Annotated in this window: 23 protein-coding genes; 10 read left to right on the top strand and 13 right to left on the bottom strand. The window is 28.7% G+C overall.

The genetic code is table 11. From position 1 onward, the window contains the following. Window positions 1-217: 217 nt before the first annotated feature. The 7 genes from HMPREF9630_RS02335 (at window position 218) to HMPREF9630_RS02365 (ending at window position 7,503) form a co-directional block, all read left to right on the top strand. Complete coding sequence (locus tag HMPREF9630_RS02335) at window positions 218-784, top strand: isochorismatase family protein (RefSeq protein ID WP_009526935.1); 567 nt, start codon at window positions 218-220, stop codon at window positions 782-784. 341 nt (window positions 785-1,125) lie between these two features. Next, a complete protein-coding gene (locus HMPREF9630_RS02340) occupies window positions 1,126-1,788 on the top strand; it encodes an NAD(P)H-hydrate epimerase (protein WP_242824672.1) in 663 nt (220 codons plus the stop codon). Window positions 1,789-1,843: 55 nt separating this feature from the next. Continuing rightward, the gene (locus tag HMPREF9630_RS02345) at window positions 1,844-2,320 is read left to right on the top strand and encodes a pyridoxamine 5'-phosphate oxidase family protein (protein WP_009526937.1); all 477 of its coding nucleotides are present in this window, start codon (window positions 1,844-1,846) and stop codon (window positions 2,318-2,320) included. A gap of 331 nt (window positions 2,321-2,651) precedes the next feature. Then, the gene (locus HMPREF9630_RS02350; RefSeq protein WP_009526938.1) at window positions 2,652-3,503 is read left to right on the top strand and encodes a KilA-N domain-containing protein; all 852 of its coding nucleotides are present in this window, start codon (window positions 2,652-2,654) and stop codon (window positions 3,501-3,503) included. An 87-nt stretch (window positions 3,504-3,590) separates the two neighbouring features. Then, entirely contained in the window at window positions 3,591-4,403 is an 813-nt protein-coding gene (locus HMPREF9630_RS02355; protein WP_009526939.1) for a Cof-type HAD-IIB family hydrolase, read from the top strand. Between the two features lie 26 nt (window positions 4,404-4,429). Further along, window positions 4,430-5,476: a nicotinate-nucleotide--dimethylbenzimidazole phosphoribosyltransferase gene (gene cobT, locus HMPREF9630_RS02360; RefSeq protein ID WP_009526940.1), complete on the top strand. Its 1,047-nt coding sequence runs from the start codon at window positions 4,430-4,432 to the stop codon at window positions 5,474-5,476. Between the two features lie 257 nt (window positions 5,477-5,733). Further along, window positions 5,734-7,503: an Rqc2 family fibronectin-binding protein gene (locus tag HMPREF9630_RS02365; protein WP_009526941.1), complete on the top strand. Its 1,770-nt coding sequence runs from the start codon at window positions 5,734-5,736 to the stop codon at window positions 7,501-7,503. A gap of 90 nt (window positions 7,504-7,593) precedes the next feature. Here the strand turns inward: HMPREF9630_RS02365 and HMPREF9630_RS02370 are convergent, their stop codons facing one another. The 11 genes from HMPREF9630_RS02370 to HMPREF9630_RS02420 form a co-directional block, all read right to left on the bottom strand. Further along, a complete protein-coding gene (locus tag HMPREF9630_RS02370; protein ID WP_009526942.1) occupies window positions 7,594-9,099 on the bottom strand; it encodes a DUF1846 domain-containing protein in 1,506 nt (501 codons plus the stop codon). Between the two features lie 29 nt (window positions 9,100-9,128). Then, the gene (locus HMPREF9630_RS02375) at window positions 9,129-9,758 is read right to left on the bottom strand and encodes a regulatory protein RecX (RefSeq protein WP_009526943.1); all 630 of its coding nucleotides are present in this window, start codon (window positions 9,756-9,758) and stop codon (window positions 9,129-9,131) included. 8 nt (window positions 9,759-9,766) lie between these two features. Next, a complete protein-coding gene (der, locus tag HMPREF9630_RS02380; RefSeq protein ID WP_009526944.1) occupies window positions 9,767-11,089 on the bottom strand; it encodes a ribosome biogenesis GTPase Der in 1,323 nt (440 codons plus the stop codon). Between the two features lie 273 nt (window positions 11,090-11,362). Beyond that, complete coding sequence (locus tag HMPREF9630_RS02385) at window positions 11,363-12,703, bottom strand: DUF512 domain-containing protein (RefSeq protein WP_009526945.1); 1,341 nt, start codon at window positions 12,701-12,703, stop codon at window positions 11,363-11,365. Window positions 12,704-12,751: 48 nt separating this feature from the next. After that, window positions 12,752-13,216 carry a transcriptional regulator NrdR gene (nrdR, locus tag HMPREF9630_RS02390; protein ID WP_009526946.1) on the bottom strand — a complete coding sequence of 155 codons (465 nt, stop codon included), beginning with the start codon at window positions 13,214-13,216 and terminating at the stop codon, window positions 12,752-12,754. A gap of 2 nt (window positions 13,217-13,218) precedes the next feature. After that, window positions 13,219-14,427, bottom strand: coding sequence for a cell division protein FtsZ (gene ftsZ / locus HMPREF9630_RS02395; protein WP_009526947.1), 1,209 nt, complete (start codon window positions 14,425-14,427; stop codon window positions 13,219-13,221). 194 nt (window positions 14,428-14,621) lie between these two features. Beyond that, complete coding sequence (locus HMPREF9630_RS02400; protein WP_009526948.1) at window positions 14,622-15,341, bottom strand: cell division protein FtsQ/DivIB; 720 nt, start codon at window positions 15,339-15,341, stop codon at window positions 14,622-14,624. Between the two features lie 11 nt (window positions 15,342-15,352). Then, entirely contained in the window at window positions 15,353-16,429 is a 1,077-nt protein-coding gene (gene murG / locus HMPREF9630_RS02405) for an undecaprenyldiphospho-muramoylpentapeptide beta-N-acetylglucosaminyltransferase (protein WP_009526949.1), read from the bottom strand. Next, the gene (locus tag HMPREF9630_RS02410; protein WP_009526950.1) at window positions 16,426-17,577 is read right to left on the bottom strand and encodes an FtsW/RodA/SpoVE family cell cycle protein; all 1,152 of its coding nucleotides are present in this window, start codon (window positions 17,575-17,577) and stop codon (window positions 16,426-16,428) included. The genes murG and HMPREF9630_RS02410 overlap by 4 nt, the downstream gene beginning before the upstream one ends. Before the next feature lie 277 nt (window positions 17,578-17,854). After that, window positions 17,855-18,508 carry an L-fuculose-phosphate aldolase gene (locus HMPREF9630_RS02415; protein ID WP_009526951.1) on the bottom strand — a complete coding sequence of 218 codons (654 nt, stop codon included), beginning with the start codon at window positions 18,506-18,508 and terminating at the stop codon, window positions 17,855-17,857. 306 nt (window positions 18,509-18,814) lie between these two features. Beyond that, window positions 18,815-19,723 carry a hypothetical protein gene (locus HMPREF9630_RS02420; protein WP_009526952.1) on the bottom strand — a complete coding sequence of 303 codons (909 nt, stop codon included), beginning with the start codon at window positions 19,721-19,723 and terminating at the stop codon, window positions 18,815-18,817. Window positions 19,724-20,017: 294 nt separating this feature from the next. Here HMPREF9630_RS02420 and HMPREF9630_RS02425 point away from each other — a divergent pair, with 294 nt between their 5' ends. From HMPREF9630_RS02425 to HMPREF9630_RS10495, 3 genes are read left to right on the top strand one after another with little or no spacing between them, the layout of a single operon-like run. Next, window positions 20,018-20,692, top strand: a complete 675-nt coding sequence (locus HMPREF9630_RS02425; RefSeq protein WP_009526953.1) for a response regulator transcription factor — start codon at window positions 20,018-20,020, stop codon at window positions 20,690-20,692. After that, window positions 20,689-21,195 carry a hypothetical protein gene (locus HMPREF9630_RS10490; protein ID WP_009526954.1) on the top strand — a complete coding sequence of 169 codons (507 nt, stop codon included), beginning with the start codon at window positions 20,689-20,691 and terminating at the stop codon, window positions 21,193-21,195. Before HMPREF9630_RS02425 ends, HMPREF9630_RS10490 begins: the two co-directional genes overlap by 4 nt. Continuing rightward, window positions 21,152-21,967: a sensor histidine kinase gene (locus HMPREF9630_RS10495; RefSeq protein ID WP_009526955.1), complete on the top strand. Its 816-nt coding sequence runs from the start codon at window positions 21,152-21,154 to the stop codon at window positions 21,965-21,967. Before HMPREF9630_RS10490 ends, HMPREF9630_RS10495 begins: the two co-directional genes overlap by 44 nt. 223 nt (window positions 21,968-22,190) lie before the next feature. Here the strand turns inward: HMPREF9630_RS10495 and HMPREF9630_RS02435 are convergent, their stop codons facing one another. Further along, a complete protein-coding gene (locus HMPREF9630_RS02435; protein ID WP_009526956.1) occupies window positions 22,191-22,820 on the bottom strand; it encodes a cyclase family protein in 630 nt (209 codons plus the stop codon). Between the two features lie 83 nt (window positions 22,821-22,903). Beyond that, entirely contained in the window at window positions 22,904-24,349 is a 1,446-nt protein-coding gene (zwf, locus tag HMPREF9630_RS02440) for a glucose-6-phosphate dehydrogenase (RefSeq protein ID WP_009526957.1), read from the bottom strand. Window positions 24,350-24,354 lie beyond the last annotated feature (5 nt).

A 24,354-nucleotide genomic window follows, 5' to 3' on the forward strand; every position in this document is an offset into this window, starting at 1 on the left:
AAATCAATCGCTATACAAAAAGCAAACCAGATATAAAAAATAGATGAGATTTTAACAGATAATAGTATAAAATATTTTTCATACAGTATAATAAAAAAACTTAACTAATTGAATTTAATTCTTATTGTTTTTATTTATATCGTATATGCAAAATTCAATTTTTATGCTATTATTAAGTTGTATATATTTATTTTTTCTATTAATTATAGGAGGTCTTATGTACGATAAAGATATTACTGAAAAATATAGACTTACAAGAGATAATTGCTTAGTGCTTGTGATTGATTTACAAGGCAAACTTCTTAAAGCTATGTTTAATGAAGAAGATTTAAAACTTAACGGAAAGAGATTGGTTGAATTTGCTGATATATTTTCAATCCCTGTTATATTTACAGAGCAAAATCCGAAAGCTCTCGGTCCTACAAGTGAAGATGTATTGTCTGCATCAAAAAATCATGATTTGATTTCAAAAGTTCAATTTTCGGCTTTTCTTCCTGAACTTAAAGAGTTACTTAAAAAACATAAAAGAACACATATAATAATGCTTGGAGTGGAAACTCATGTATGCGTATATCAAACTGCTCGTGATTTGATTTCAAACGGATATGAGGTTACACTTATAAGTGATTGTGTCGGCTCAAGAACTGAAAAAAATTATCTGAACGGTATAGATATGATGCAAAAAATGGGAGCTGTAATATCCAATACTGAAACTGTTTTATTTGATGTTTTACACACTTCTGCAGATCCTGATTTTAAAAAAGTACAAGCATTGATAAAATAATATTTTATTTAAAGTAAAAAATAGTATATATGGTGTACTGTTTTTTACTTTTTTTCTATATGTTGAGTATTTCATATTCTATTTGGATATAAAATCAACTATATTAAATTATATAAACAAGGAATAATTATTTTTATAGGATACTCATATTAAAACCGAATATAGTGATAGAAAAATAGTGTTTTGTAAATTTAACAAAATACAAAATTATTTATAGAATTATTAATATAAATCATCTATTATTTTATTAAAAATTATCATTACACTAATGCCTAATTAAATGTATATATAGTAAAAATGCTAAATTTACAAATCAATAGATTATACAATAAATAAAAGAGGTGTTTTTTTTGGATGGAATAATAAGTAGTAGACATATGAAAAAAATAGATGCTTATGCTACTGAAAATCTTGGCATACCAAGTATAATACTTATGGAAAATGCAGGTGTAGGCAGTTATTATCTGTTGAAAGATGAACCTTACAAATCATATGTAATAGTATGCTCTACAGGAAATAACGGTGGTGACGGTCTTGTACTTGCAAGACAATTATTTGTGGCAGGAAAATTCGTGTATCTGAATATCGTGGGTGATATGGATAGACAAACTGATGAGTTTAAAACAAATCTTGAAATAATAAAAAAAATAGGACTTTCTTACAGACTTATAAAAAATAAAGAAGTCGATTTGGAAATATTAAAAGCACAAATTCAGCGAAGCGATGCTGTAATAGATGCAATATTCGGAATAGGACTTACAAGAGATGTAGAAGGAATATTTGCAGATACTATAAACACAATAAACGAATATTCCAAATATACAGTGTCCTTAGATATACCTTCAGGACTTGAATGTGATAACGGAATTGTTATGGGTACATGCATAAAAGCGAACAGAACAATAACATTTTATAAAACGAAAAATGCCTTGGTAAATGAAAGCCAATATTCAGGCAAAGTTGATGTAGTTCCAATAAGCATACCTTATGATTTAACCATATAGAATTAAATCTATTTATTATTTTAAAATTAAATTATCACAAAAGGAGAAATTGATTATGAAAAATATGCAAATGCGCAGAAAAGACAGAGCGATGGACGAGGATTTTGCACTTCAAGTATTGGACAACGCAGGTTATGCAACAATCTCAATGTATGACGGCAATGAACCGTATGCCATACCTATATCACATGTAAGAAATGAAAATACAATATATTTTCACTGTGCAAAAGTAGGCAGAAAAATAGATATATTAAAAAAATATCCAAGAGTATGTATAAGTGCAGTTTCAAAATCAGAGCCTATATACGACGGCTCCTATACCACATATTTTCAATCAGCAATATTCTATGGCAATGCCGTATTTGTAGAAGATGAAGAAGAAAAAATATTTGCACTTAAAATATTATGCGAAAAATATCTCCCTGATGATATGCAATATTTTGAAAGTGCTATACAAAAAAGTCTAAAAGTTACACAAATAATAAAAATAGATATGGAAAGTTTTTCTTCAAAAGAGAAAAAACCTCATTAACACATATCTTACAATGATACTATTTATCCATTAAAATACCATATCATTCCAATTCAGCCATTATATTTTTATGTGATAGCTTATTACACTATTATTTTATAGATAATATGACTTTTTAAAAGATTTTTAATATTAATACCTATGCTTATATTAAACACTAATCGGAAATATAATATAATCATATCCTTAAAATTCTGTACTTTTTAAAAATAATCAATTTTATATTTTTTAATAGTGTTGAGCATTAAGTAATTTGGGTGTACTATTTTAGAGTTGCTATTTGAATATAATTATTGTAAACAGCACAACAGCATAAAGGAGGATTTTAGAAATGTCTAAAATCAAAAAAGACACAATTGAAGCAAAGGGGCTTTCTATTCAAATTTATACTGAAGACTTTAAAAATGATTATATAAGTCTTACTGATATTGCCAAATATAAGAATAGCGAAGAACCTAATGTAGTAGTTGCAAACTGGATGAGAAATTACAACACAATAGAGTACTTAGGCATATGGGAGAAGTTAAACAATCCAAACTTTAACCCCCTCGAATTCGAGGGGTATTTAGAACAAGCAGGAAGTAATGCATTTACGCTATCTCCACAAAAATGGTCAAATAGTACCAATGCTATAGGATTGTTTGTAAAACTTGGAAGAAGCGGAGGAACTTTTGCTCATAAAGACATTGCCTTCAAATTTGCTTCTTGGATTTCAGCAGAATTTGAGTTGTATATCATTAAGGACTATCAAAGACTGAAAGATGATGAAAACTCAAGATTATCATTAGGGTGGAATTTAAATAGAGAAATATCAAAAATTAACTACAAGATCCATACAGATGCAATAAAAGAATATTTATTATCTGATTTAACCAATGAACAGCTATCTTACAAATACGCAAGTGAAGCTGATATGCTTAATGTATCACTATTTAACAAAAGATCTAAGCAATGGCACGATGAAAATCCGGATTTAAAAGGTAATATGCGAGATTATGCAAGTATTAATGAACTGTTGGTACTTGCTAATATGGAAAGCTATAATGCGATTCTTATCAGCAAAGGAATGCAGCAAAAAGAAAGAATGATAGAGCTCAGAGAACTTGCAAGAACTCAGATTTTATCTCTTGAAAAAATAAACTCTACAAAGTTTAAGGGATTAGATGATAAATCTAAAAAATAGTATTAGGTAGTGTTAGGATAATACTTATTACAAATTCAATTATAATAAATATAGTAAAATTTTTTATTTGTATTAAACAGGTGAACAATGATAAAATTAGTAGCAACAGACTTAGACGGCACTATGTTTGACAGCAAGGGTCAAATACCGCAAAGTGCAAAAGAAACCATACAAAAATATTCAAAAAAAGGAGTTCATTTTGCATTTTGTACAGGCAGAGGTTTTATGGAAATGGACGAAGTTATACAAAGACTTCCATACATGGAATATGCCATAACTGCAAACGGAGCCTATGCTTTTAATGCTTGGACAAAACAGGATATGTACAAAATCTGTATCGAACCGAAAGATTGCCACGTAATATTTTCTGCTTTAAAAGAAAAAGATGCACTTTTTGAACTTTATCAAGATGGTAAAATATACTGTGACAAGAAATTGAAACAAGAGAGATATAACTATATCCCGGTTCAATTCCACGACCTTATCAATGCGTCAAGAGAACTTGTAGACGATATGGAGTATTTCATAAAAAATATGAAAAAAGGTGCAATAAAATTACACTCATTTTTTGGAAGTACAACTGCAAGAGATATGACATTTGAAGAAATAAAAAACCTTCCATACGAAATAGTAAGCCAAAGTATGAATGAATTGGAGATAAATGCAAAAGGCGTAAATAAAGGTTTCGGTATAGAGAATTTGGCAAAAAAATTAAATATAAAAAAATCTGAAATACTTGCTTTAGGAGATAATTTTAACGATATTTCAATGAGAAACACTTCAGGAACTTTGGTTGCAATGGGAAATGCTGTTCAACCATTAAAAGATATGGCAGATTTTGTTACTAAAACCAATGATGATGGTGGAATGGCATTCGCATTGAATAAATTTTTAAGTTAATCTTTGATATTTTAAAAGGAATTATAATGAACATAATAGATGATTTAATAAATAATATTAAACCCTTAGACAAAGAGTCTATGAAAAAAGCTGAAGAAAGACAAAACAATATTATAAAACCGCAAAAAGCATTAGGAGTATTGGAAAATATTACTATACAATTAGCAGGCATATATAAAACTTCAAATTTGACTATGCCGAAAAAAGCTATAATTACTTTCGGATCAGACAACGGAGTTTATGAAGAAAATGTATCAAAAGACAATCAATCATTAACAGCAATTCATTTTCCAAATTTTGTGCAAAACTATTCTGCCATAGGCTCTATATGCGAATATACACATACCAAGATGTTGGCTATCGACATAGGAATAAATTCTGATAAAAAATTAAGCGATGAAATAATTGACGAAAAAATTGCCAAATCCACAAAAAATATAACCAAAACTCACAGTATGAGTAAAGAGCAGGCAATAAAATCCATAAAAACAGGAATACACTATGCAAACAAACTTATTGATGAAGGATACAATTTGATATCTTTAGGAGAAATGGGCATAGCCAACACCACTATAGCAACAGCAATAGTATCTTGCATAACGGATAAATCTCCTGATGAAATAACAGGCAGAGGCTCAGGTATAAATGATGATATTTTAAAAAATAAGATTAATGCCATAAAAAAGTCTCTTGAAATAAATAAACCGAACAAAAATGATTATATCGACATACTCACAAAAATAGGCGGATTTGAAACAGGCGGTATGCTCGGCGTAATACTTGCCTGCTGTGCAAGAAATACTCCTGTGATATTGGACGGACTCATAACATATTCCGCTGCAATGCTTGCAAAACTCATTACTCCCATAACGACAGATTATCTTATATGCTCACATAAAACAAGAGAAAAAGCGGGAAATTTTGCATTAGAATATTTAAATCTCACTCCTCCGCTCAATTTAGATTTGTGTCTTGGCGAAGGATACGGCGCTGTAATGTATTCACAGATAATTGAAAGTGCAATATATTCGTATAATATAATGAAAACTTTTAAGCAATTAAATATATTATAATATTTATTTTTTGATAAAACTATGTTATCATCTTATATGGTTTTATCGAAAAATATTTTATTTTTTCAGTCAATTAACTTTAAAAAATAATATAAACACAAATTTCTATGAATTTTAATAAATTATACTGTTATCAGATTAAGAACAGATATTTTTTAATATACTCTTCCTCAATTTATACTGACACCTAATTAAATAAACTTTAAGTATAAAATATAATTATCTGATTATTTTAATTACATACAACGGAGGTAGATATGGCTTTTGACGGACTTACCATAAACTCAATAGTACAAGAATTGCAACAAAAAATCACTTCACTCAAAATAGATAAAATATCGCAAGCCGAAAAAGATGAGATTCTTCTATCCTTAAGAGGCAACTCAAAAACTTATAAATTATTGATAAGTGCAAGCCCATCTTTTCCAAGAATATATCTCGCGCCAAGTTATAAAAAAGAAAATCCGCTAAAAGCACCTAACTTCCTTATGATACTTAGAAAATATATTCAAGGCGGAAGAATATTGTCAGTGTCTCAAGACAGTTTTGACAGAGTTATATATATTGATATTGATACATTTGATGAATTGAAAGAACAAAAAGTACGAAGACTTATAATAGAAATAATGGGTAGACACAGTAATATAATACTCATAGATAAACAGAGCAATAAAATTTTAGATGCCGCAAAAAGAATACCTATATCTGTAAGTTCATTTAGAGAAGTATTGCCGGCAATAACTTACAAATCACCACCTGAACAAGAAAAATCAAATCCTACAGACAATATAAATCTTGAAGATTTTATCAAGCTTACTTACCAAAAAATGCCTATATACAAAGTGTTATACTCCAAGTTTTCCGGGCTTAGCCCTCTAATAGCTAAAGAGATTTGCTATCGCAGTAACATAGATATATCCACTTCAGCTACAGAATTGTCGCCAATAGAAGTAGAAAGATTGCACAATTCTTTTTCAAGAATTATGAGCACTATAAAAAGTGGCAATTTTGAACCTTGCATAGTATTTGACAAATTAGGCTTTACAGTAGATTTTTCCTGTATATATCTGTCCATGTATGACGGCTTTGAGATAAAAAAAGAGGACAGCATATCATTCATATGCGAACAATACTACAACACAAGAGATTCAAAAGACAGGCTTAACCAAAAAAGCCATGATATAAGAAAAATATTAAAATCAAAAATATCTACATTAGAAAACAAAATACAAAAACAATCGCAAGAAATAAATGAAACCATATGTCTTGAAGATTATAAAAAAGATGCAGACCTGCTCACAGCATACATCTATATGATAAAAAAAGGTATGAAGAATATAGAAGTAGATGATTTTTACGATGAAAATACACCTAAAACTACAATAAGCTTAGATGAAAATCTGACACCGTCAGAAAATATACAAAAACTATATAAAAAATACAATAAAATGAAATCTCGTAAAAAAGAATTATCCACTCAAATATCACAGGCTAAAGAAGAATTGGACTACCTTTATAATTTAGAATTATCCATAGAAAATATATCAAATATAAGTGATTTAGAAGATATAATAATAGAAATGCAAGCACAAGGAATAGTTAGACAAAATAAATCTGATGCAAAAAAGAAAAAACATAAAAGTGAATTCAATCCCATGAAATTTATATCAGATGATGAATTTGAAATATATGTAGGCAGAAATAACAATCAAAACGACTATTTGACATTAAAATTTGCAAAATCTGATGATATGTGGTTGCATACGAAAAACATAGCAGGTTCACATGGTATAATAAAATCAAAAAACGGACTAATATCGGAAAATTCTATAAAACAAGCTGCAATAATATGTGCATTTTACAGCAAAGCCAAGTTTTCACAAAGTGTTCCTATAGATTATACATTGAAAAAAAATGTAAAAAAACCAAACGGTGCAAAACCGGGAATGGTCATCTACGAAACAAATTCTACAGTTTATGTAACACCTGATGAAGAATTGGTTGAAAGATTAAGAATAAAAGAATAATGCAAAAAAGAGTATATAAAACACTTCATATACTCTTTTTTCATATTTTATTGAAATTACATTATGCATTAATTTTATAAAAAAATATCGTTAAACATAATATAAATTGTTATTAGAAAATACGGCGTCAGTTGTTATTTCTATTCCCAAACGACAAAACATTTGTTCATCTGTGCTGTTCATTATTGTAGTTGAGTGTGCTTTGCAATTTTTAAGCATATCTATTTTAGAAAGTGCTTTTTCTGCCATGGTATTTGTTGCAGCACATATACTTAAAGCTATAAGCACTTCTTCTACATTTAATGCAATAACTTGGGATATTGATATTTTATTTTTCAATTTTTGTATAGGCTCTAATACAAGTGGTGCTAAAAGTAGCATATCATCTGATATGTCCGCATAGTATTTAAGCGCATTTAATATCACAGCTGCAGATGCATCCATAAACTTAGTCGTTTTTCCTGTCAATATCATACCGTCTGATAATTCAATAGCTATTGCACTGGCTATTTCATCATTTTTCATTTCTTTTTTCATCTTTTGCGCTTTTTCTCTTGCAGGCAATATTACTTTTCTGTCTTCTTCTTTTATTCCCAAGCTTTCCATTATTAACTGCAATCTTTCGACCACATCTATTTCACAGTTGCCTTTCACATAATCTGATTTTGCGATTAGATATCTTCTTATAACCTCTTGTTTTGATGCTTCTTTTACAATTTCATCATCTGTTATTCCAAATGCAACTCTATTAACTCCCATATCGGTAGGTGATTTATATATTGAGTCTTGTCCTGTTATTTTTTCGAGCATCTTTTTGAGCAAAGGAAAACTCTCTATATCTCTATTATAATTTACTGCAATCTGATTATAGGCATCCATATGAAAAGAATCTATCATATTTATATCCTTTAAATCTGCCGTTGCAGCCTCGTAAGCTACATTAAGCGGATGTTTAAGTGGCATATTCCAAACAGGGAATGTTTCAAATTTTGAATATCCTGCTTTTTTATTCTGTGCAAATTCGTGATATAATTGCGAAAGACACGTACCCAATTTCCCACTTCCAGGGCCGGGTGCTGTAACTACAACTATGCGTTTGCTTGTAGGTATGTAAGGATTTTTTCCATACCCGTCTTCACTTACTACCACATCTACATTTGTAGGATAACCTTGCGTTGCTTTATGCTTAAATGTCTTTATATTTCTTCTCTTCAATTTTCTTATAAATATATCTGTTAGAGGTTTTTCTTCATATCTTGTTATTACTACTGAATTTACATGTAATTTATATGCCCTTAAATCATCTATAAGTCTGAATACAGCCATTTCATAGTTTATATTGGAATCCCCTATCATCTTGTTGTTTTCTATATGACCGCTGTATACACATATTATTACTTCCAAATCATCTTTTAATTGTTGTAATAATTTAATTTTTGTATTCTCATTATATCCAGGCAAAACTCTTGCAGCATGAGTATCATGTAGCAATTTACCTCCAAATTCCAGATATAATTTCTCAAATTTTTCAACTCTTTCAAGTATATATTTTGACTGTTCTTCAAGATATTTTTCTTCATCAAAACCTATTTTCATATAAATCTCCCAATTTTCATATAAAAAATTTAATCATCATATATTATTTTATCAATAACTTTTCGTATTATATCGTAATTAAAGCCTCTATAACTAAGAGCTGATATAAGCCGTCTTTTTATGGTTTCATTGTCTTTGGCTGATATGCTCTTATATTTCTTTTGTGCAAAGTGCATTGCGTTTTCATATTCTTCATCATCATCTATATCTGATGTCAACTCATTTATAACTTCATAATCTATACCTTTTTGCCGCAATTCGTTTTGTATCTTTCTTTTTGAGTATTTTTTACGTTTATATGCTCCGCTTACTAATTTTTCCGCCATATCTTCTTCGTTTATGAATTCATAGTTGTCTACAAAACTCATAGCATAATCTACAGCATCTTGTGTAAATTTTTTTTGTCTTAACTTAATTATCAATTCTTTTCTTGTCTTGCTTGATGATGACAATATCTTTAATGCTTGCTGTTTAGCAAGTTTTTTTTGATTTTCAATCAACATCTCTTCAAATTTTTTTTCATCTATTTCTCTTATAGAGTATAATGAATACGAATATAATATATCAAGATGTATTTCTATTTTTTCTTCTTTATAATCTTTTATATATAAATTATAGTTTGAATTTCTTTTTTTGGTTATTTTTACTATCTCATACATAATAACTCCTATTTGTTTTTGTCACCTTTTTCTCTCGGAATTATCTTTATAACAGTACCGTCAAAACCGAAACTCTCTCTTATCTTATTTTCCAAATATCTTTGATATGAAAAATGGAACAGCTCTTTATCGTTTATAAAAATTACAAATGTCGGAGGCAATACGCCTGTCTGTGTAGCATAATATATTTTAAGTCTTTTTCCTTTGTCAGACGGAGGTTGATTAAGCATAACTGCATCTCCTATAACATCGTTTAATACACCTGTTGATAGTCTTTTTCTACCTGATTCATATACTTTATTTATAAGTTCCACTATATTGTTAAGTCTTTTGCCCGTCTTAGCCGATATGAATTCTACAGGTGCATATTGCATATATGCCAATGAATTTCGCACATCTGACGTATAATCTCTCATAGTATTAGTTTCTTTTTGTATCAAATCCCATTTATTTACAACTACTATTACGCATTTACCGGCTTCATGTGCCAAGCCTGCTATCTTTGTATCTTGTTCAGTTACCATAGTTGTCGCATCTATAACCACTAATACAACATCTGCTTTTTCTATTGCACTATATGCCCTTAAGACTGAATATTTTTCAATATTGTCGTAAATTTTATTTTTCTTTCTTATTCCCGCAGTGTCTATAAATGTATAATCTATTCCGTTTATATTACATTTTTCATCTATTGCATCTCTTGTTGTACCTGCTATCGGTGAAACTATTGTCCTTTCTTCACCTATGAGTGCATTTAATATTGATGATTTTCCTGCATTAGGTTTGCCTATTATTGCAACTTTTATAGAATTATCTTCTACTTCCAACAATTCTTCTTTTGGGAACAATGCAACTATCTCATCCAACATATCTCCAAGACCTAATCCTTGAGTTGATGATATGGCGTACATATTATCAAAACCTAATTGATAAAAGTCATAATAATCATCAGGTAATCTTGAATTATCTACTTTATTAACTATAACAATAACAGGCTTTTTTGATTTTCTAAGAAGATCTGCAACTTCAAAATCTTGTGGAACCAGACCGGCTTTTCCATCTACAACAAACATTATTACATCAGCCATATCTATTGCAATTTGTGCCTGTTTTCTCATCATTTCCGGTATGAGATTATCTGTATCCGTTTCTATTCCGCCGGTATCTATAAGGGTAAAGCTGTAGTTAAGCCAGCTTACATCAGCAAATATTCTGTCTCTTGTAACTCCCGGAGTATCTTCCACAATAGATATTCTTTCTCCGACAAGTCTGTTAAAAAGAGTAGATTTTCCGACATTCGGTCTGCCTACTATTGCAACCGTCTTTTTCATAATAATATTCCCTTTCACATATTTATCATATAACTTATTTTTTAACAAAAAATATAATACTAATGATTAATTTCCTGAATTTATTTTAAAAATTATAATAACATCAAAATAGTATTCACATAAAATATAATTTAATACTAAAACTCAATAAAGCTATAGAAAAATACTATTGTATAAATTTAATAAAATATAATATATATTTATAGACTTATCATATAAACTATATATTATCCTATTAAAAATTAGTATAAGCTTTTGATTAAAATAAAAAAATTATATTCCAAGTATATTTTTTACAAAGCTGTGTCCGTCAATTTCAGACGGTTTTACTTTTATGTTCATAGTTTGGGCAAATTCATCAAGTGTTATTGAATCCAAAAATATATCTTCGTCAGATTTTAACATAGTTTTTGGAATTATTAACTCTTCTCCTAAATCTTTACCCTTAAGTTGTTTAATCATATCTGTGGCTGTTATAAGTCCTGCAACTGTTATAGTTCTGCCAAAAAAATCATTTTCTATCTTATATACGTTAACATTTAACGAATCATATTTTCTCATCATATTGTCAGATAAGTGTTTTATATATTCAAAGGCTGACTCTCCTGTCGCAATTGACACATTTCTTTTTCTATTGTAGGTGTTTATTTTTTTTAATTCCTTATTATATTCATATTCTTGTTTAGTCATAAGTCCAACACCGTTTTCAAGCTGTTTAAATCCCTCATATTCTTTATACGAAGGTCTTTTAACGCCTGACATAACATAGAATTCATCAGACAAAAATACAAATCTTGTGCCTAAGTTTTTCAAAAATTTGTGTTGAAACTCTTGAACTTGCAATATCAAATCTCTTGCAGTCTCAGTATTGAATATATCGACTTTAGCAAGTCTTTGTCTATATTTTGTAATACCTATAGGCACAATAGCTATGCTCTGTAATTGTGGATGTAGCTTTTCCAAATCATATAAAGTCTTTTCCAGATTTTTTTTGTCATTAACATTTGGAATAAGAACTATCTGAGCATTCATTGTAATATTGGCTTTTTTTAATTTTTTCATCTTTTCCAATATATCACCTGCATTTTTATTTGACAGCATTTTTATTCTAAGCTCGCTATCTGTTGTATGCACTGATATATTTACAGGAGATATATGATATTTTATCATTTTATCAATTTCTTTTTTACCCATATTAGTCATGGTTATAAAATTACCTTGCAAAAAAGAAAGTCTTGAATCATCATCTTTTATATAAAGAGTTTTTCTAAGTCCTTTTGGTAATTGATCTATAAAACAGAACATACATTTATTCCTGCAAGTTTGAACCGAATTTATTATTGGATTTTCAAATTCTATGCCTAAGTCTTCATCAATGTCTTTTTCTATCTCATATATTACTATTTCTCCATCTTTTGTCTGGATTTCAAGCTCTATATATTCATCAGCTATAAGATATTGATACTCTATTATGTCCTCCACACTTTGAGAATTTATTGACAGTAATATGTCTCCTTTTTCTATCTCCAATTCATCTGCAATAGATCCTTCTGTTATCTTGGTTATTATATTAGAAAATTTTTGCTTACTTAATTCCATAATATCATCTTTCATAAAAAAACCTAAGATATATTAATATCATAGGTTTTAAAAAACAAATTATTATAATTCCTTTTCTGACTCTACTATTGAATTGAGTTCATCAAAAAAGCTGTTAACATCTTTAAATTCTCTATAAACAGATGCAAATCTTACATAACTCACTACATCAAGTTTTTTCAATCTTGATATAACGAGTTCTCCTATTTGATTACTTGATACTTCTTTATCAGGGGAATTTAGTATATGTTTTTCAACATCACTTACTATCTCTTCCATTTGCTTAGTGCTGACAGGTCTTTTTTGACATGAGCGCACTATACCCCTTAATATTTTATTTTTGTCAAAAAACTCTCGAGAACCATCCTTTTTTATTACAATAATACTTGCTTCTTGTATCATTTCAAATGTGCTGAATCTCTTTTTACAGGATTCACATTCTCTTCTTCTCTTAATAGTATTATCTTCTTCTACATGCCTTGAATCTATAACTCTAAGATCACTGCTTCCACAATATGGGCAATTCATGTCTATTTCCTACCTGTACTTTTTAAAAATGGCGGAATCTTAAGCTCAGTAGGTTTTCTATCAGTAGTTATCTCACTTATGCTTTGTATGTTGTCAGGCTCTATATCCAAATCATTATCTATATCAAGATCATCTGTATTGCTTTGAAGGTAACTTTTTTCCACCTTTGACTCCTGATGAACTTCTTTTTGATGAACCTCTTTTACTGAACCTTGTGATCTGTTTGTATTTAACTGTTGTCCGTTTTCGTCTATCCCTGTTGCTATTATTACAACTGATACTTCATCTCCGATTTCATCAGAAAATACACTTCCTACTATTACATTATCTGATGCAAAATCTTCATCTTCACCTATAGCTTCTCTTACATAATCACCTATTGCATATATATCATCCATCGTTATGCTTTCTGACGATGTAACATTGACAAGTAAATCTTTTGCATGCCAAATAGATGTTTCTGAAAGATGAGATACAGTTGCAAGTTTAGTAGCTTCAAGAGCTTTATTATCGCCCTTGGCTCTACCGAATCCCATATGACATAAACTCTTATTTTCCATAACAGTTTTAACATCTGCAAAGTCAGTATTTATTATACCGTTTAATTTTATTATATCTGTTATACCTTTTACACTGTTTTTTAAAATTTCATTACCTTTTTTTAACGCTTCTTCAAATGTTATACCTTTTGGAGATATTTCCAGAATTTTATCATTCGGTATCACTATTATTGAGTCAACATTCTTTTTAAGTTCTTCAAGTCCGTCTTCTGCCATTTTTTTCTTCTTTGTTCCTTCGAACTTGAACGGCATAGTAACAATACCTACTGTAAGTGCACCTATTTCTTTTGCAACTTTTGCTATTATAGGAGATGCACCTGTACCTGTACCGCCTCCCATACCTGCAGCAACAAATATCATTTGCGCTCCGGCGAGTTCCTCTTTTATTTTTTCGTAACTTTCTTCAGCCGCTTTTTTACCTATTTCAGGTTTTGCTCCTGCACCAAGACCTTTTGTAAGCTTTTCGCCTAATTGTATCCTGCTTTCAGAAAGTGAATGTTGGAGTGCTTGATAGTCTGTATTGGCTACAATATAATCCACGCCTTTTATCTGTTCTTCTATCATTCTGTTTACGGCATTTCCGCCACCGCCGCCTACACCTACTATCAATATTTTTATATCTTCATTGTTCATTGCTGTTTCAAGAAACATTGTTATCCTCCAAAAAATATATACTTATCTATAAAAATCTATAATAAATTTTTTACTGTTTAAAAATTATTTATATAAATTGAAAATAATCATCTAAAAAATATTCTATCTTATTATAATATCAATAAAAAGCCATTTCGTCTATAAAAAATTTAAAAAATTCTAAATATATTTTGTAATATATTTAATAAATATTATTCATAGTATACAGGGTCAGTATCAAATCTCATATCTATTGTACCGGATGTCTTGCCTTTAGTTGATAGATTTATAAGTATTTTATTCAAAACCTTAACCTTATATTGCATATCATCAGTATTGCCGAATCTTACCAGTATACCTGTATTTGTAGTCATAGATATGTCATCATAGTTTTTTAAATCTATATATGATATATTATCAAGTAAGTCAAGTGAAGATATTAAATGTATTATCTTCAGTATATTTTCGAGTGCATCTTTATCTTTTACAGGTATTGTATCCTTAAGTTTTATATTACTTATAGATATACCGCTTATTATAGGTTTTTTTACAGACTTTTCATCTTGAACTATACTTATTGCAGTTGCATTCTCATCTATTATCACATATCCACTCGTTATCGGTATACTTGCAACAGGAATACGCTCAACTATTGATACTGTTATCTCTTGTGGAAATTTTCTTCTTACTGTTGCACTTTGTATATAGTTATTTGCAGTAAGATTTTTTTCTATATTTTTAGTATTCATAATATATATATTCTTATTCATATCTATTTTGGCAAGTTCCAATATCTTATCTTTAGTCAAATTAGTCTGTCCAAGTATAGTTATTTTATTAACTGAATACCTGCCTGAAAAAAGATAAAATAAAACAGAAATAAGAAATATTATTAAAATTCCAAAAAATGACATAGTAACTTTTTTCTTCATCTATCTACCCTTTATATAAGTGCATCATATATTATTTTGCAAGCATCACCTTTATACAACTTACTGCTGTTATCTGACATTTTCTCAAAAACATCTTGATTAAACAATATATTTTGTACTCTATTTGCCAGAATATCAGCGTTTAATATATCTTCTTTTATGCAATATCCCGCTCCGCAATCCTCTATCATCTTTGCGTTATACTCTTGATGATTTTCTGCTGTATATGCTTTAGGAACGGCTATAATAGGTTTTCCAAAGTATGATACTTCGGATAATGTACTTGCGCCTGCTGAACATATGATAATATCGGCTGACTGCATATATTTCCCTATATTTTTTATATATGGATATAATTCAAACTTATCATAATTTATATCTATAAATTCTTCTTTCAACTCATCATAATATGCTTCTCCACAAGAATGTATAAGTCTTATATTGTTTTTTTCAGCATAGTTTACAAACAATTTTATAGCATCGTTTAAACTCTGAGAACCTCCCGAGCCTCCAATAGACAATATAATTTTTTCATCACTTGAAAAATTAAGCTCTTTCCTTGCAGTTTTCTTATCATAATTAAATTCCAACGTTCTTACCGGATTACCTGATACAATCGCATTATCAAAAGGATATCTCTTCAACGCTTCATCAAAACCGTAAAAAATATAATCAACTTTTTTAGACAAAATTTTATTGGTCATACCCATAAATACATTTTGTTCGAGTATAGCCGTCTTAATTTTCATAAGTGCCGCCATATATACAACCGGCCCACAGACATATCCTCCTGTACCTATTACTAAATCAGGTTTTTCTTTAGATAAAATTTTTCTCATTTTAAGCATACTTGACGTAGTTTTGAAAACACGTTTTATATTTTCTATGCTTAGCTTTCTTTGAAAACCTTTAATATCTATTGTTTCAAATCTATAATCATAATTTTTCAGCACTTTATTTTCTATACCGTATTTCCCGCCAATATATAATATTTCTGTAGAACTATCTTGATTTTTAAAATATTCAGCAATTGCAATAGCAGGATATATATGTCCTCCTGTGCCGCCACCACAAACTATAAGTTTCATTTAACAACCTCTTTTTTTCTTTTTGAGACTCTATATCTTGAAATATTTAAAAGAACTCCTGTCATAGAAAGAAACATAATTATCGATGTACCTCCATAGCTTATAAAAGGTAATCCTATACCTGTATTTGGTAAAGTACTTGTTGCTACTCCTATATTCATAATAGTTTGAAGTCCAAGTTGCAGACCTATTCCGCATACAAGCATCTTACCGAATGTATCTTTAGTATCTACGAATAATCTGAAAATTCTGAAAATCAAAAATACATATATAAATATAAGCAAAACACTCATTAAAAAACCGAACTCTTCTGCTATAACAGCAAATATAAAGTCATTTTGCGGTTGAGATATATAAAAATATTTTTGTGTACTCTTACCAAAACCAACACCAAATAACCCTCCTGATGCCATAGCATATATTGAATTTGAAATTTGCCAATCTCTACCGGAAGTATCCTTAAACGGATCAAGGAATGACATTAATCTCGCCATACGATATTGCTGTTTCATCATTAAAGTTATGATGCCAACACCAAACGGTACTGCAGATATCAACATAAACTTTACACTCATCCCGCCTACAAATATCATTATAAGCCCTACCATTAATATTATTGACATGGCAGAAAAAGACGGTTGTACATAAATAAGGGCACAGTTTAAAATCAAAAAGCCAATCGGTATTATCACACTTTTTAATTTGTGCATTGTATATTTATTAAGATTTATAAAATATGCTGTCGTAACTATACAAGCAAATTTTGAAAATTCGGAAGTTTGAAATTTGAAGCCCACATTAAGCCATCTTTTTGCTCCGGCTACACTCACGCCAAGTGGGGATAAAGTCAGTATCAACAAAATAATATTAAAGATATATATTATAAATACATAGTCTTTATATATTTTATAATTCACTTTGCTTGCAATATACATAAAAACAAAACCTATTGCAGCAAATTGCAACTGCGAACGCAAAAACTTTGTAGAATCGTTATATTCATAGCTCGCTTGTACAGAACTTGCCGAAAAAATCATAAGCACGCCTATTATTACAAGTAAAATCACAGTAATAAGCATTATATAATCTATTCTTTTTGCAGGTTCTCTTTTAGTTTTTTTTATATCATTTTTTATAGCACTTTGCATCTAAATCCTCATAAAACTTCTTAATTATATAATTGAACTATTCAATAATTATTTTTTCATACTATAAGTTTTTTAAGTAAAATTATCTATTTTTAATAAATTTTTACAACATCTTTTATTAGAACAGTATTAATTGACAAAGATAAATCTCATACATTATAACACAAATATCCTATATTAAATATACATTATATCAAAAAATAAATTAAAAGCATATTAAATATGGTTAAAAACTTGTATTTATTTAAAATGTTACACTTCTATTTTAAAACTAAAATTATAAGTTGGCTTTATTTTGACCATGTTTCTTAAATTTTTCAGCTATAATTTTCATTTCTTCATTTGATAATATAACAGGTTCGCCTATGCTCCTTGCTTTACAGTATATTTCTGAGCAATACTCTATATCCTCTGCTATCGAAAACGCATTTGGTAAATCTCTTCCACCTGTTAATATTCCATGATTTGCCAATATCACGGCTTTTCTGTCTTCCATAGCTTCACAAGCATTTATTGCAAGCTGTTTTGTACCATAAGTAGCATATTTTGCACATCTGACATTTGTACCGGCTACAGCCGTAAGATAATGAGTTGCCGGCAAATCTAAATTCAAACATCCAAGAACAGTCGAATATATTGTGTGAGCATGTATAACTGCATTTATATCTTGTCTTGTTCTATATAAGATCAAGTGCATTTCCAATTCTGATGACGGTTTTTTGTCCCCTTCTATTATATTTTCATCTATATCCAATATGACTATATCTTCCAATTTTATCTCAAAAAAATCTATTCCTGACGGTGTTATAGCTATATGACCGTTTTTACGATCATAAATACTTAAATTACCTCCGGTTCCTTTCGTAAGTCTTGACTCAACCAATTTTTTTCCGAATTCTATGAGCTGTATCCTCTCTTCTCTCATTAGCATAGGCACTTTCCCCTTCTAATACTAAACAACTATTTAATCATATTATCTAATCAAATATAGATATTTTTTAATATATTTGAGCATATCTTAATTTGAATAGGATTTATTAAAATATAATTATTATTTTAATATTTCTATCACAACTTTTAATGCTAAAATCCATTAAAATTAAGACAAATAATTAAAATTATATATAAAAACTATAAATTTATTCATAAAAATATCATTAAAGACAGTTTTAATTAAAGTCTATTTTTAATTGTATAATAGTATAAACTGTTATAAATCTAAAACAAATTCGTATAACTAATCATTTTCTTCTTTATCATCTATAAAGATATTTTCATCTATATATTTACTATCATCAAGCTCATTATCTGTTATTGCAATATGTTCATTATTATTTTCTATATACTCAATTTCAACTTTATCTTCGTTTTTTATGGACTCTTCTATTAAATGATCCATTATATTAAATGCAAACTCTCCTTTTTCAACATAAGGAAAATATGTCGACATGATTATGTTATTATCTCTGTCTTTTATTTCTATATTTCCTGTTTGTATATCATAGTCTATATCTATTATATTCCAGTTATATTTAACATCCTTATATTGAAAAGTATCTTTACTTATATAAAATTTGTCTTCGAACTCCAGTTTTCTTACCATATTTTTAGTTTTAAAGACCTTCAAAACCAAAGTTTGTTTTTTACTCAATACTCCAAACATCATATCTGAGCCATTTCTAATCTTTTCCAAAAATTTATCTGTATTTATAGCCATATAATCCTTTTGAAAATAATCTACAAAATCATCTCCGGTATGATTTGTATTGAATATCACCCTACTTCCATTGCCTTTTTCCACAATAAGATATTTTATTCTCCTGTCTGAATACGGTATGAAATAAAATGTAGGTATATCCTGATACATAATTGTCTCACGTCTTCTTTTTAAAACTATTCCATTTTGATATACATTCATCGGCAATACAGCTCTTATTTTTATATAGAAAATTATAAAAATAATAAACGCAAATATGAACAAGAAATATGCAAAATATTGGACATAAGTATCTACATCAGTTTTTACGGTTTTTTCCAATAACCTATATTGCACAACCACAGCCAAACCTAATGACAATGCAATAATCAAAATAAAATTAAGTTTATGTAAAAAACCCATTCCTATTTTTTTTCTTAACTCTCCCATTTGACACCTCTTAAAAATAAATTGAATATATAAATATTAAACTATTTTATGAAATTTTACAATGTTTAATAATATTATTAAAGCAAAATTACAGCATTTTTAAAAAACATATTTTTATATAATACCAATTTCTATTTAACCCTAAACCATATTGGATAATCTATAATAAAATGAACAAAAAAGAAAAGGACATGATATAATATAAAAAAGAGATAAAATATAGTAAAAATAGTATTGATAAATAGCAATTATTATTTATAATAATATCCTAAATATAAGATTAAGGAGATTCTTATGAGAATATTATTGGTGGAAGATGAAAAAGAATTATCAAATGCACTTACAGCAATATTAAAACACAGTAATTACTCAGTAGATGCAGTATATGACGGAGAAGATGCTCTATATTATTTAGAGACACAAAATTATGATGCTGTTATATTAGATGTTATGATTCCAAAAATAGATGGCATACAGGTATTAAAAACTATAAGACAATCACAAAACCATGTACCTGTTTTAATGTTGACTGCAAAATCTGAAATAGACGATAGAGTTGTAGGCTTAAATGCAGGCGCAGACGATTACTTGACAAAACCCTTTGCAACTAAAGAACTTCTTGCACGATTAAGATCCGTTACAAGAAGACAAGGAGAGCTTACAGATTCTATAATAACTGTTGGAAATATCAGCCTTAACAGAACAACTTTTGAACTGTCCTCCAAATACGGAAGTTTTCGTCTTGCAAACAAAGAATTTCAAGTCTTAGAAATGCTTATGACAAATAACGGACAACTCATATCAACAGAAAAATTTATGGATAGAATATGGGGATATGAAAGTGAGGCAGAAATAAATGTTGTTTGGGTACACATATCATATTTGAGAAAAAAACTTACTGCATTAAAGGCAAATATTGCCATAAAAGCAAACAGAAATATGGGGTACTCTTTGGAGATGATAAAATGATAAAAAAATTGCAACATAAATTTATACTTATATCCGTTTTGACGATATTTGCAGTTATGACAATAATTCTTTGCATAGGAAATTTTATATTGTATAAAAACATTAATGACCGGCAAAATAATTTACTTAATATACTTATAGATAACGGCGGATATTTCCCTGAAAAAATTGATGATGGTAAAATCAAAAACAATGATGAACAAGCACCATTTCGGGAGGAAAATAAAGATTTTGAAAAGACAAGAAAACCATATTTTGAAATTTCTCCCGAAGCTCCTTATGAAAACAGATTTTTCAGTGCCGTTTTTAGTGATAACGGAAATTTAATATCAATAAATACAGGCTTTATCTCTGCAATATCAACCACTCAGGCAACAGATATGTCACACAGTGTATATAAATCAAATAAACTTACAGGCTATCTGGGCAATTATAAATACAAAAAAGCTGATTATTCAGATGGAAACGATAATTGTATTTTTAGACAGTACAAGAGATCTTGATACTCTTAAAATATTTTTAATCGTAAGCGTATTTATAATAATAATTGCAATGCTTGCAGTATTCATAACAGTATGTTTTTTCTCAAAAATAGCTGTAAAGCCTATGGAAGAAAGTTATAGAAAACAAAAGAGGTTTATAACAGACGCTTCACATGAGATAAAAACACCTCTTGCAATAATAGATGCAAATACTGATTTAATAGAAATAGAATATGGAGAATCAGAATGGACTAAAAGTAATAAAAATCAAGTGCAAAGATTGACTAATCTTACAAATTCATTAGTATCCCTTTCAAGAATGGATGAAGAAAGTAATAATACAATTATGACAGATTTTTCTCTATCAAAAGTTATAGCTGAAGAATCTGAATCTTATGCAGCTTTGGCAAATACAAGAAAAAAAACTCTAAATATAAATATAGAAAAAAACATTTCATATTATGGAAATGAACAATATATAAGGCAAATGATAGGGATATTTCTTGACAATGCAATAAAATACTCTAATGAAAAAGGAACAATCACCTTAAACTTAAAAAAACAAGGAAAGAAAAAATCCCTTTCCATAAAAAATACATTAGATTATATTGAAGTAGGAAACCATGATATACTATTCGAAAGATTTTACAGAGCAGATAATTCAAGAAATTCTGAAAGCGGTGGATATGGAATAGGACTCTCGCTTGCAAAATCTATTATAAACATTCACAAAGGAACTGTAATTGCCCTATCAAGAGATAAAAACAGTATAGAGTTTAAAATTATATTATAAAATTGGAGTTTAAATAGTTTCGTGAGATATGTAAAAAATCATATTTCTATTATTTTTAAGTTTTTTAAATAAATTTTTGTCTATTTAATAAATTAAGTGTAGTTTTATCACAAGAAAAACTATACACAAAAACATTTACAATACCGTTTATTTTTATACGCCTATAAGGTTAGTTTTATTATCAAAATACCTTAATAGGCGTATTATAATTTCAAAGTTTAAATTAAAGCGAAAAATCTTCTATAAGCACAGCTCTTATAGGAGATGCATCACTATCTTTTATTTTAAGTGGTAATGCACTTAAAAAATATTCTCCTTCATTTACATCCTTTAACATCATATCTTCTATAACTCCTATATTTGCTCTCAATATTATTTTATGTGTAGGATGGTGCTTTTTGTCTCTTTCTATGCTCATAGCATCTATACCTAAACTTTGTATCTGCTTTTCAGCTAAATACTCCGCTGCATCTTCTTCTATATATACAAATTTAGGATTATACACAGTATCATATGAATTTTTAGTTTTAAATATTACTCTGTCATCTTTTTGTATATCTAAACTTTCTATATCTTTTTTTGTGATAAATTCATCTACATTTGTAAGGTCAAAAACTTTACATTTCCCTATAAATTTTGACACATTGTATTTATCTATAGTGTTGCCGTTTTTTACCATGTGAAGAGGTGCATCTATATGTGTTCCGCAATGCAAGTCTGTATCCAATCTCGACTCATAGTAATCTCCCGTTTCATAGCTTGATACTATAGTCCTCTTTATTTTTTTTTCTTCTCTATTTTTATATACTACCATATCTTCTGATATAAGTTTTGATACGTCATATATTTTCATAAAAACTTCCCCTTATAGATAATAAATAAGTTTTTTATAAAGCATTTATTTAAAAAACTATTATTTATAATTTTAAATCAGCCTTATATCCATTTTCTACCGTCTTTTCCAATTATTTTTTCTGCTTGTGCAGGCCCTTTACTTCCTTGCTCATAAACATATAGCTTGTTGGAATATTTTCTATAATTATCCATTACTTCATTCATATATTTCCAGCTGAGTTCTATTTGCTCCCATCTTGAAAACAATGTTCTGTTTGAATTCATACAAGCCTCCAACAATCTCTCATATGACCAAGGAGAATTTATTGAATTTTGTGCATCACAACTTTGACAGTAATTAAGATTTGCCACATCTATATCATCGCTTGTTCCCGGTTTTTTTATATTAAATCTCAAATTTATTCCTTCTTCAGGCTGTATTTTTATCTCTAATATATTGTTTTCGGCAATCTGTTGTAAATCTCCATTGCCATAGTTTTGGGCAAGCATTTTTGATGTGTGCGTTGTGGGTTTAAATTGGATTATTATACTCATTTCTCTTGAATGCAATTTTTTCCCTGTCCTCACATAAAAAGGCACATCTTTCCATCTTTCATTATCAATAAATATTTTCATAGCAACATAAGTTTCTGTTTTTGAATTCGGATTTACATTTTTTTCTTTTGTATAGCCGTCATATTGACCAAGCACCATATAATCGTCTATATCCTTTGAATTTATCTTCCTTAATTTTTTGAATATATCTATCTGTGCGTCTTTTATGTCGCTTGAAGAAAATGTATCGGGTTCATTCATTGCAACTATGGAAAGTATTTGGAATATATGATTTTGGAGCATATCTGCTATAGCTCCGCTTTTGTCATAATATCCTCCTCTTGTTTCAACTCCTATTGACTCAAATACATTTATTTGAACATTATCTATAAATTCATTATTCCATACACCGTTAAACATTGTATTAAAAAATCTTATAGTCATTATGTTTAACAGCATTTCTTTACCTAAATAATGGTCTATATAATAGATATTTTTATAATCTAAATATTTTTTGAATATTAGGTTCAGCCTTTGAGCAGATTCCAAATCTTTTCCAAACGGTTTTTCCACTATAATTTTAGATTCTTTCAGTATATCACTATGCTTTGCAAGTCCATCTGTAATAGGTTCAAAAAACTCCGGTGAAACTGCATAGTAATAAATGAGATTATTGGATAAATTCATCTCATTAAAATAATTATACAAGTTTTTGTATTCTTCTAACTCCATAAAATGAAGTTTATAATAAAAAATATTTAAACAAAATTTTTCAAATTTTTCTTCATCATAAGCTCTTCTTGAAAAATTTTTTACCCAATCTTTTATTATACTTCTATAATCTTCATTAGTATAATCTCGTCTTCCTATTCCTATTATATAAAAATTTTTTTCTAATTTATCAAATATATATAAGTCGTAGAGTGCCGGAAATAATTTTCTATATGCTAAATCTCCGGTACCTCCAAATATTATAAGTGCATTATTTTTCATTTAAT

Source organism: Peptoanaerobacter stomatis, from assembly GCF_000238095.2.
GTDB lineage: Bacteria > Bacillota > Clostridia > Peptostreptococcales > Filifactoraceae > Peptoanaerobacter > Peptoanaerobacter stomatis_A.

What these genes read in the sequence shown, in the direction of transcription:
- HMPREF9630_RS02335 (WP_009526935.1), top strand. Translation starts at nt 218, where the DNA reads ATGTACGATAAAGATATTACTGAAAAATATAGACTTACAAGAGATAAT.
- HMPREF9630_RS02345 (WP_009526937.1), top strand. Translation starts at nt 1,844, where the DNA reads ATGAAAAATATGCAAATGCGCAGAAAAGACAGAGCGATGGACGAGGAT.
- HMPREF9630_RS02350 (WP_009526938.1), top strand. Translation starts at nt 2,652, where the DNA reads ATGTCTAAAATCAAAAAAGACACAATTGAAGCAAAGGGGCTTTCTATT.
- HMPREF9630_RS02355 (WP_009526939.1), top strand. Translation starts at nt 3,591, where the DNA reads ATGATAAAATTAGTAGCAACAGACTTAGACGGCACTATGTTTGACAGC.
- cobT (WP_009526940.1), top strand. Translation starts at nt 4,430, where the DNA reads ATGAACATAATAGATGATTTAATAAATAATATTAAACCCTTAGACAAA.
- HMPREF9630_RS02365 (WP_009526941.1), top strand. Translation starts at nt 5,734, where the DNA reads ATGGCTTTTGACGGACTTACCATAAACTCAATAGTACAAGAATTGCAA.
- HMPREF9630_RS02370 (WP_009526942.1), bottom strand. Translation starts at nt 9,099, where the DNA reads ATGAAAATAGGTTTTGATGAAGAAAAATATCTTGAAGAACAGTCAAAA.
- HMPREF9630_RS02375 (WP_009526943.1), bottom strand. Translation starts at nt 9,758, where the DNA reads ATGTATGAGATAGTAAAAATAACCAAAAAAAGAAATTCAAACTATAAT.
- der (WP_009526944.1), bottom strand. Translation starts at nt 11,089, where the DNA reads ATGAAAAAGACGGTTGCAATAGTAGGCAGACCGAATGTCGGAAAATCT.
- HMPREF9630_RS02385 (WP_009526945.1), bottom strand. Translation starts at nt 12,703, where the DNA reads ATGAAAGATGATATTATGGAATTAAGTAAGCAAAAATTTTCTAATATA.
- nrdR (WP_009526946.1), bottom strand. Translation starts at nt 13,216, where the DNA reads ATGAATTGCCCATATTGTGGAAGCAGTGATCTTAGAGTTATAGATTCA.
- ftsZ (WP_009526947.1), bottom strand. Translation starts at nt 14,427, where the DNA reads ATGTTTCTTGAAACAGCAATGAACAATGAAGATATAAAAATATTGATA.
- HMPREF9630_RS02400 (WP_009526948.1), bottom strand. Translation starts at nt 15,341, where the DNA reads ATGAAGAAAAAAGTTACTATGTCATTTTTTGGAATTTTAATAATATTT.
- murG (WP_009526949.1), bottom strand. Translation starts at nt 16,429, where the DNA reads ATGAAACTTATAGTTTGTGGTGGCGGCACAGGAGGACATATATATCCT.
- HMPREF9630_RS02410 (WP_009526950.1), bottom strand. Translation starts at nt 17,577, where the DNA reads ATGCAAAGTGCTATAAAAAATGATATAAAAAAAACTAAAAGAGAACCT.
- HMPREF9630_RS02415 (WP_009526951.1), bottom strand. Translation starts at nt 18,508, where the DNA reads ATGCTAATGAGAGAAGAGAGGATACAGCTCATAGAATTCGGAAAAAAA.
- HMPREF9630_RS02420 (WP_009526952.1), bottom strand. Translation starts at nt 19,723, where the DNA reads ATGGGAGAGTTAAGAAAAAAAATAGGAATGGGTTTTTTACATAAACTT.
- HMPREF9630_RS02425 (WP_009526953.1), top strand. Translation starts at nt 20,018, where the DNA reads ATGAGAATATTATTGGTGGAAGATGAAAAAGAATTATCAAATGCACTT.
- HMPREF9630_RS10490 (WP_009526954.1), top strand. Translation starts at nt 20,689, where the DNA reads ATGATAAAAAAATTGCAACATAAATTTATACTTATATCCGTTTTGACG.
- HMPREF9630_RS10495 (WP_009526955.1), top strand. Translation starts at nt 21,152, where the DNA reads ATGGAAACGATAATTGTATTTTTAGACAGTACAAGAGATCTTGATACT.
- HMPREF9630_RS02435 (WP_009526956.1), bottom strand. Translation starts at nt 22,820, where the DNA reads ATGAAAATATATGACGTATCAAAACTTATATCAGAAGATATGGTAGTA.
- zwf (WP_009526957.1), bottom strand. Translation starts at nt 24,349, where the DNA reads ATGAAAAATAATGCACTTATAATATTTGGAGGTACCGGAGATTTAGCA.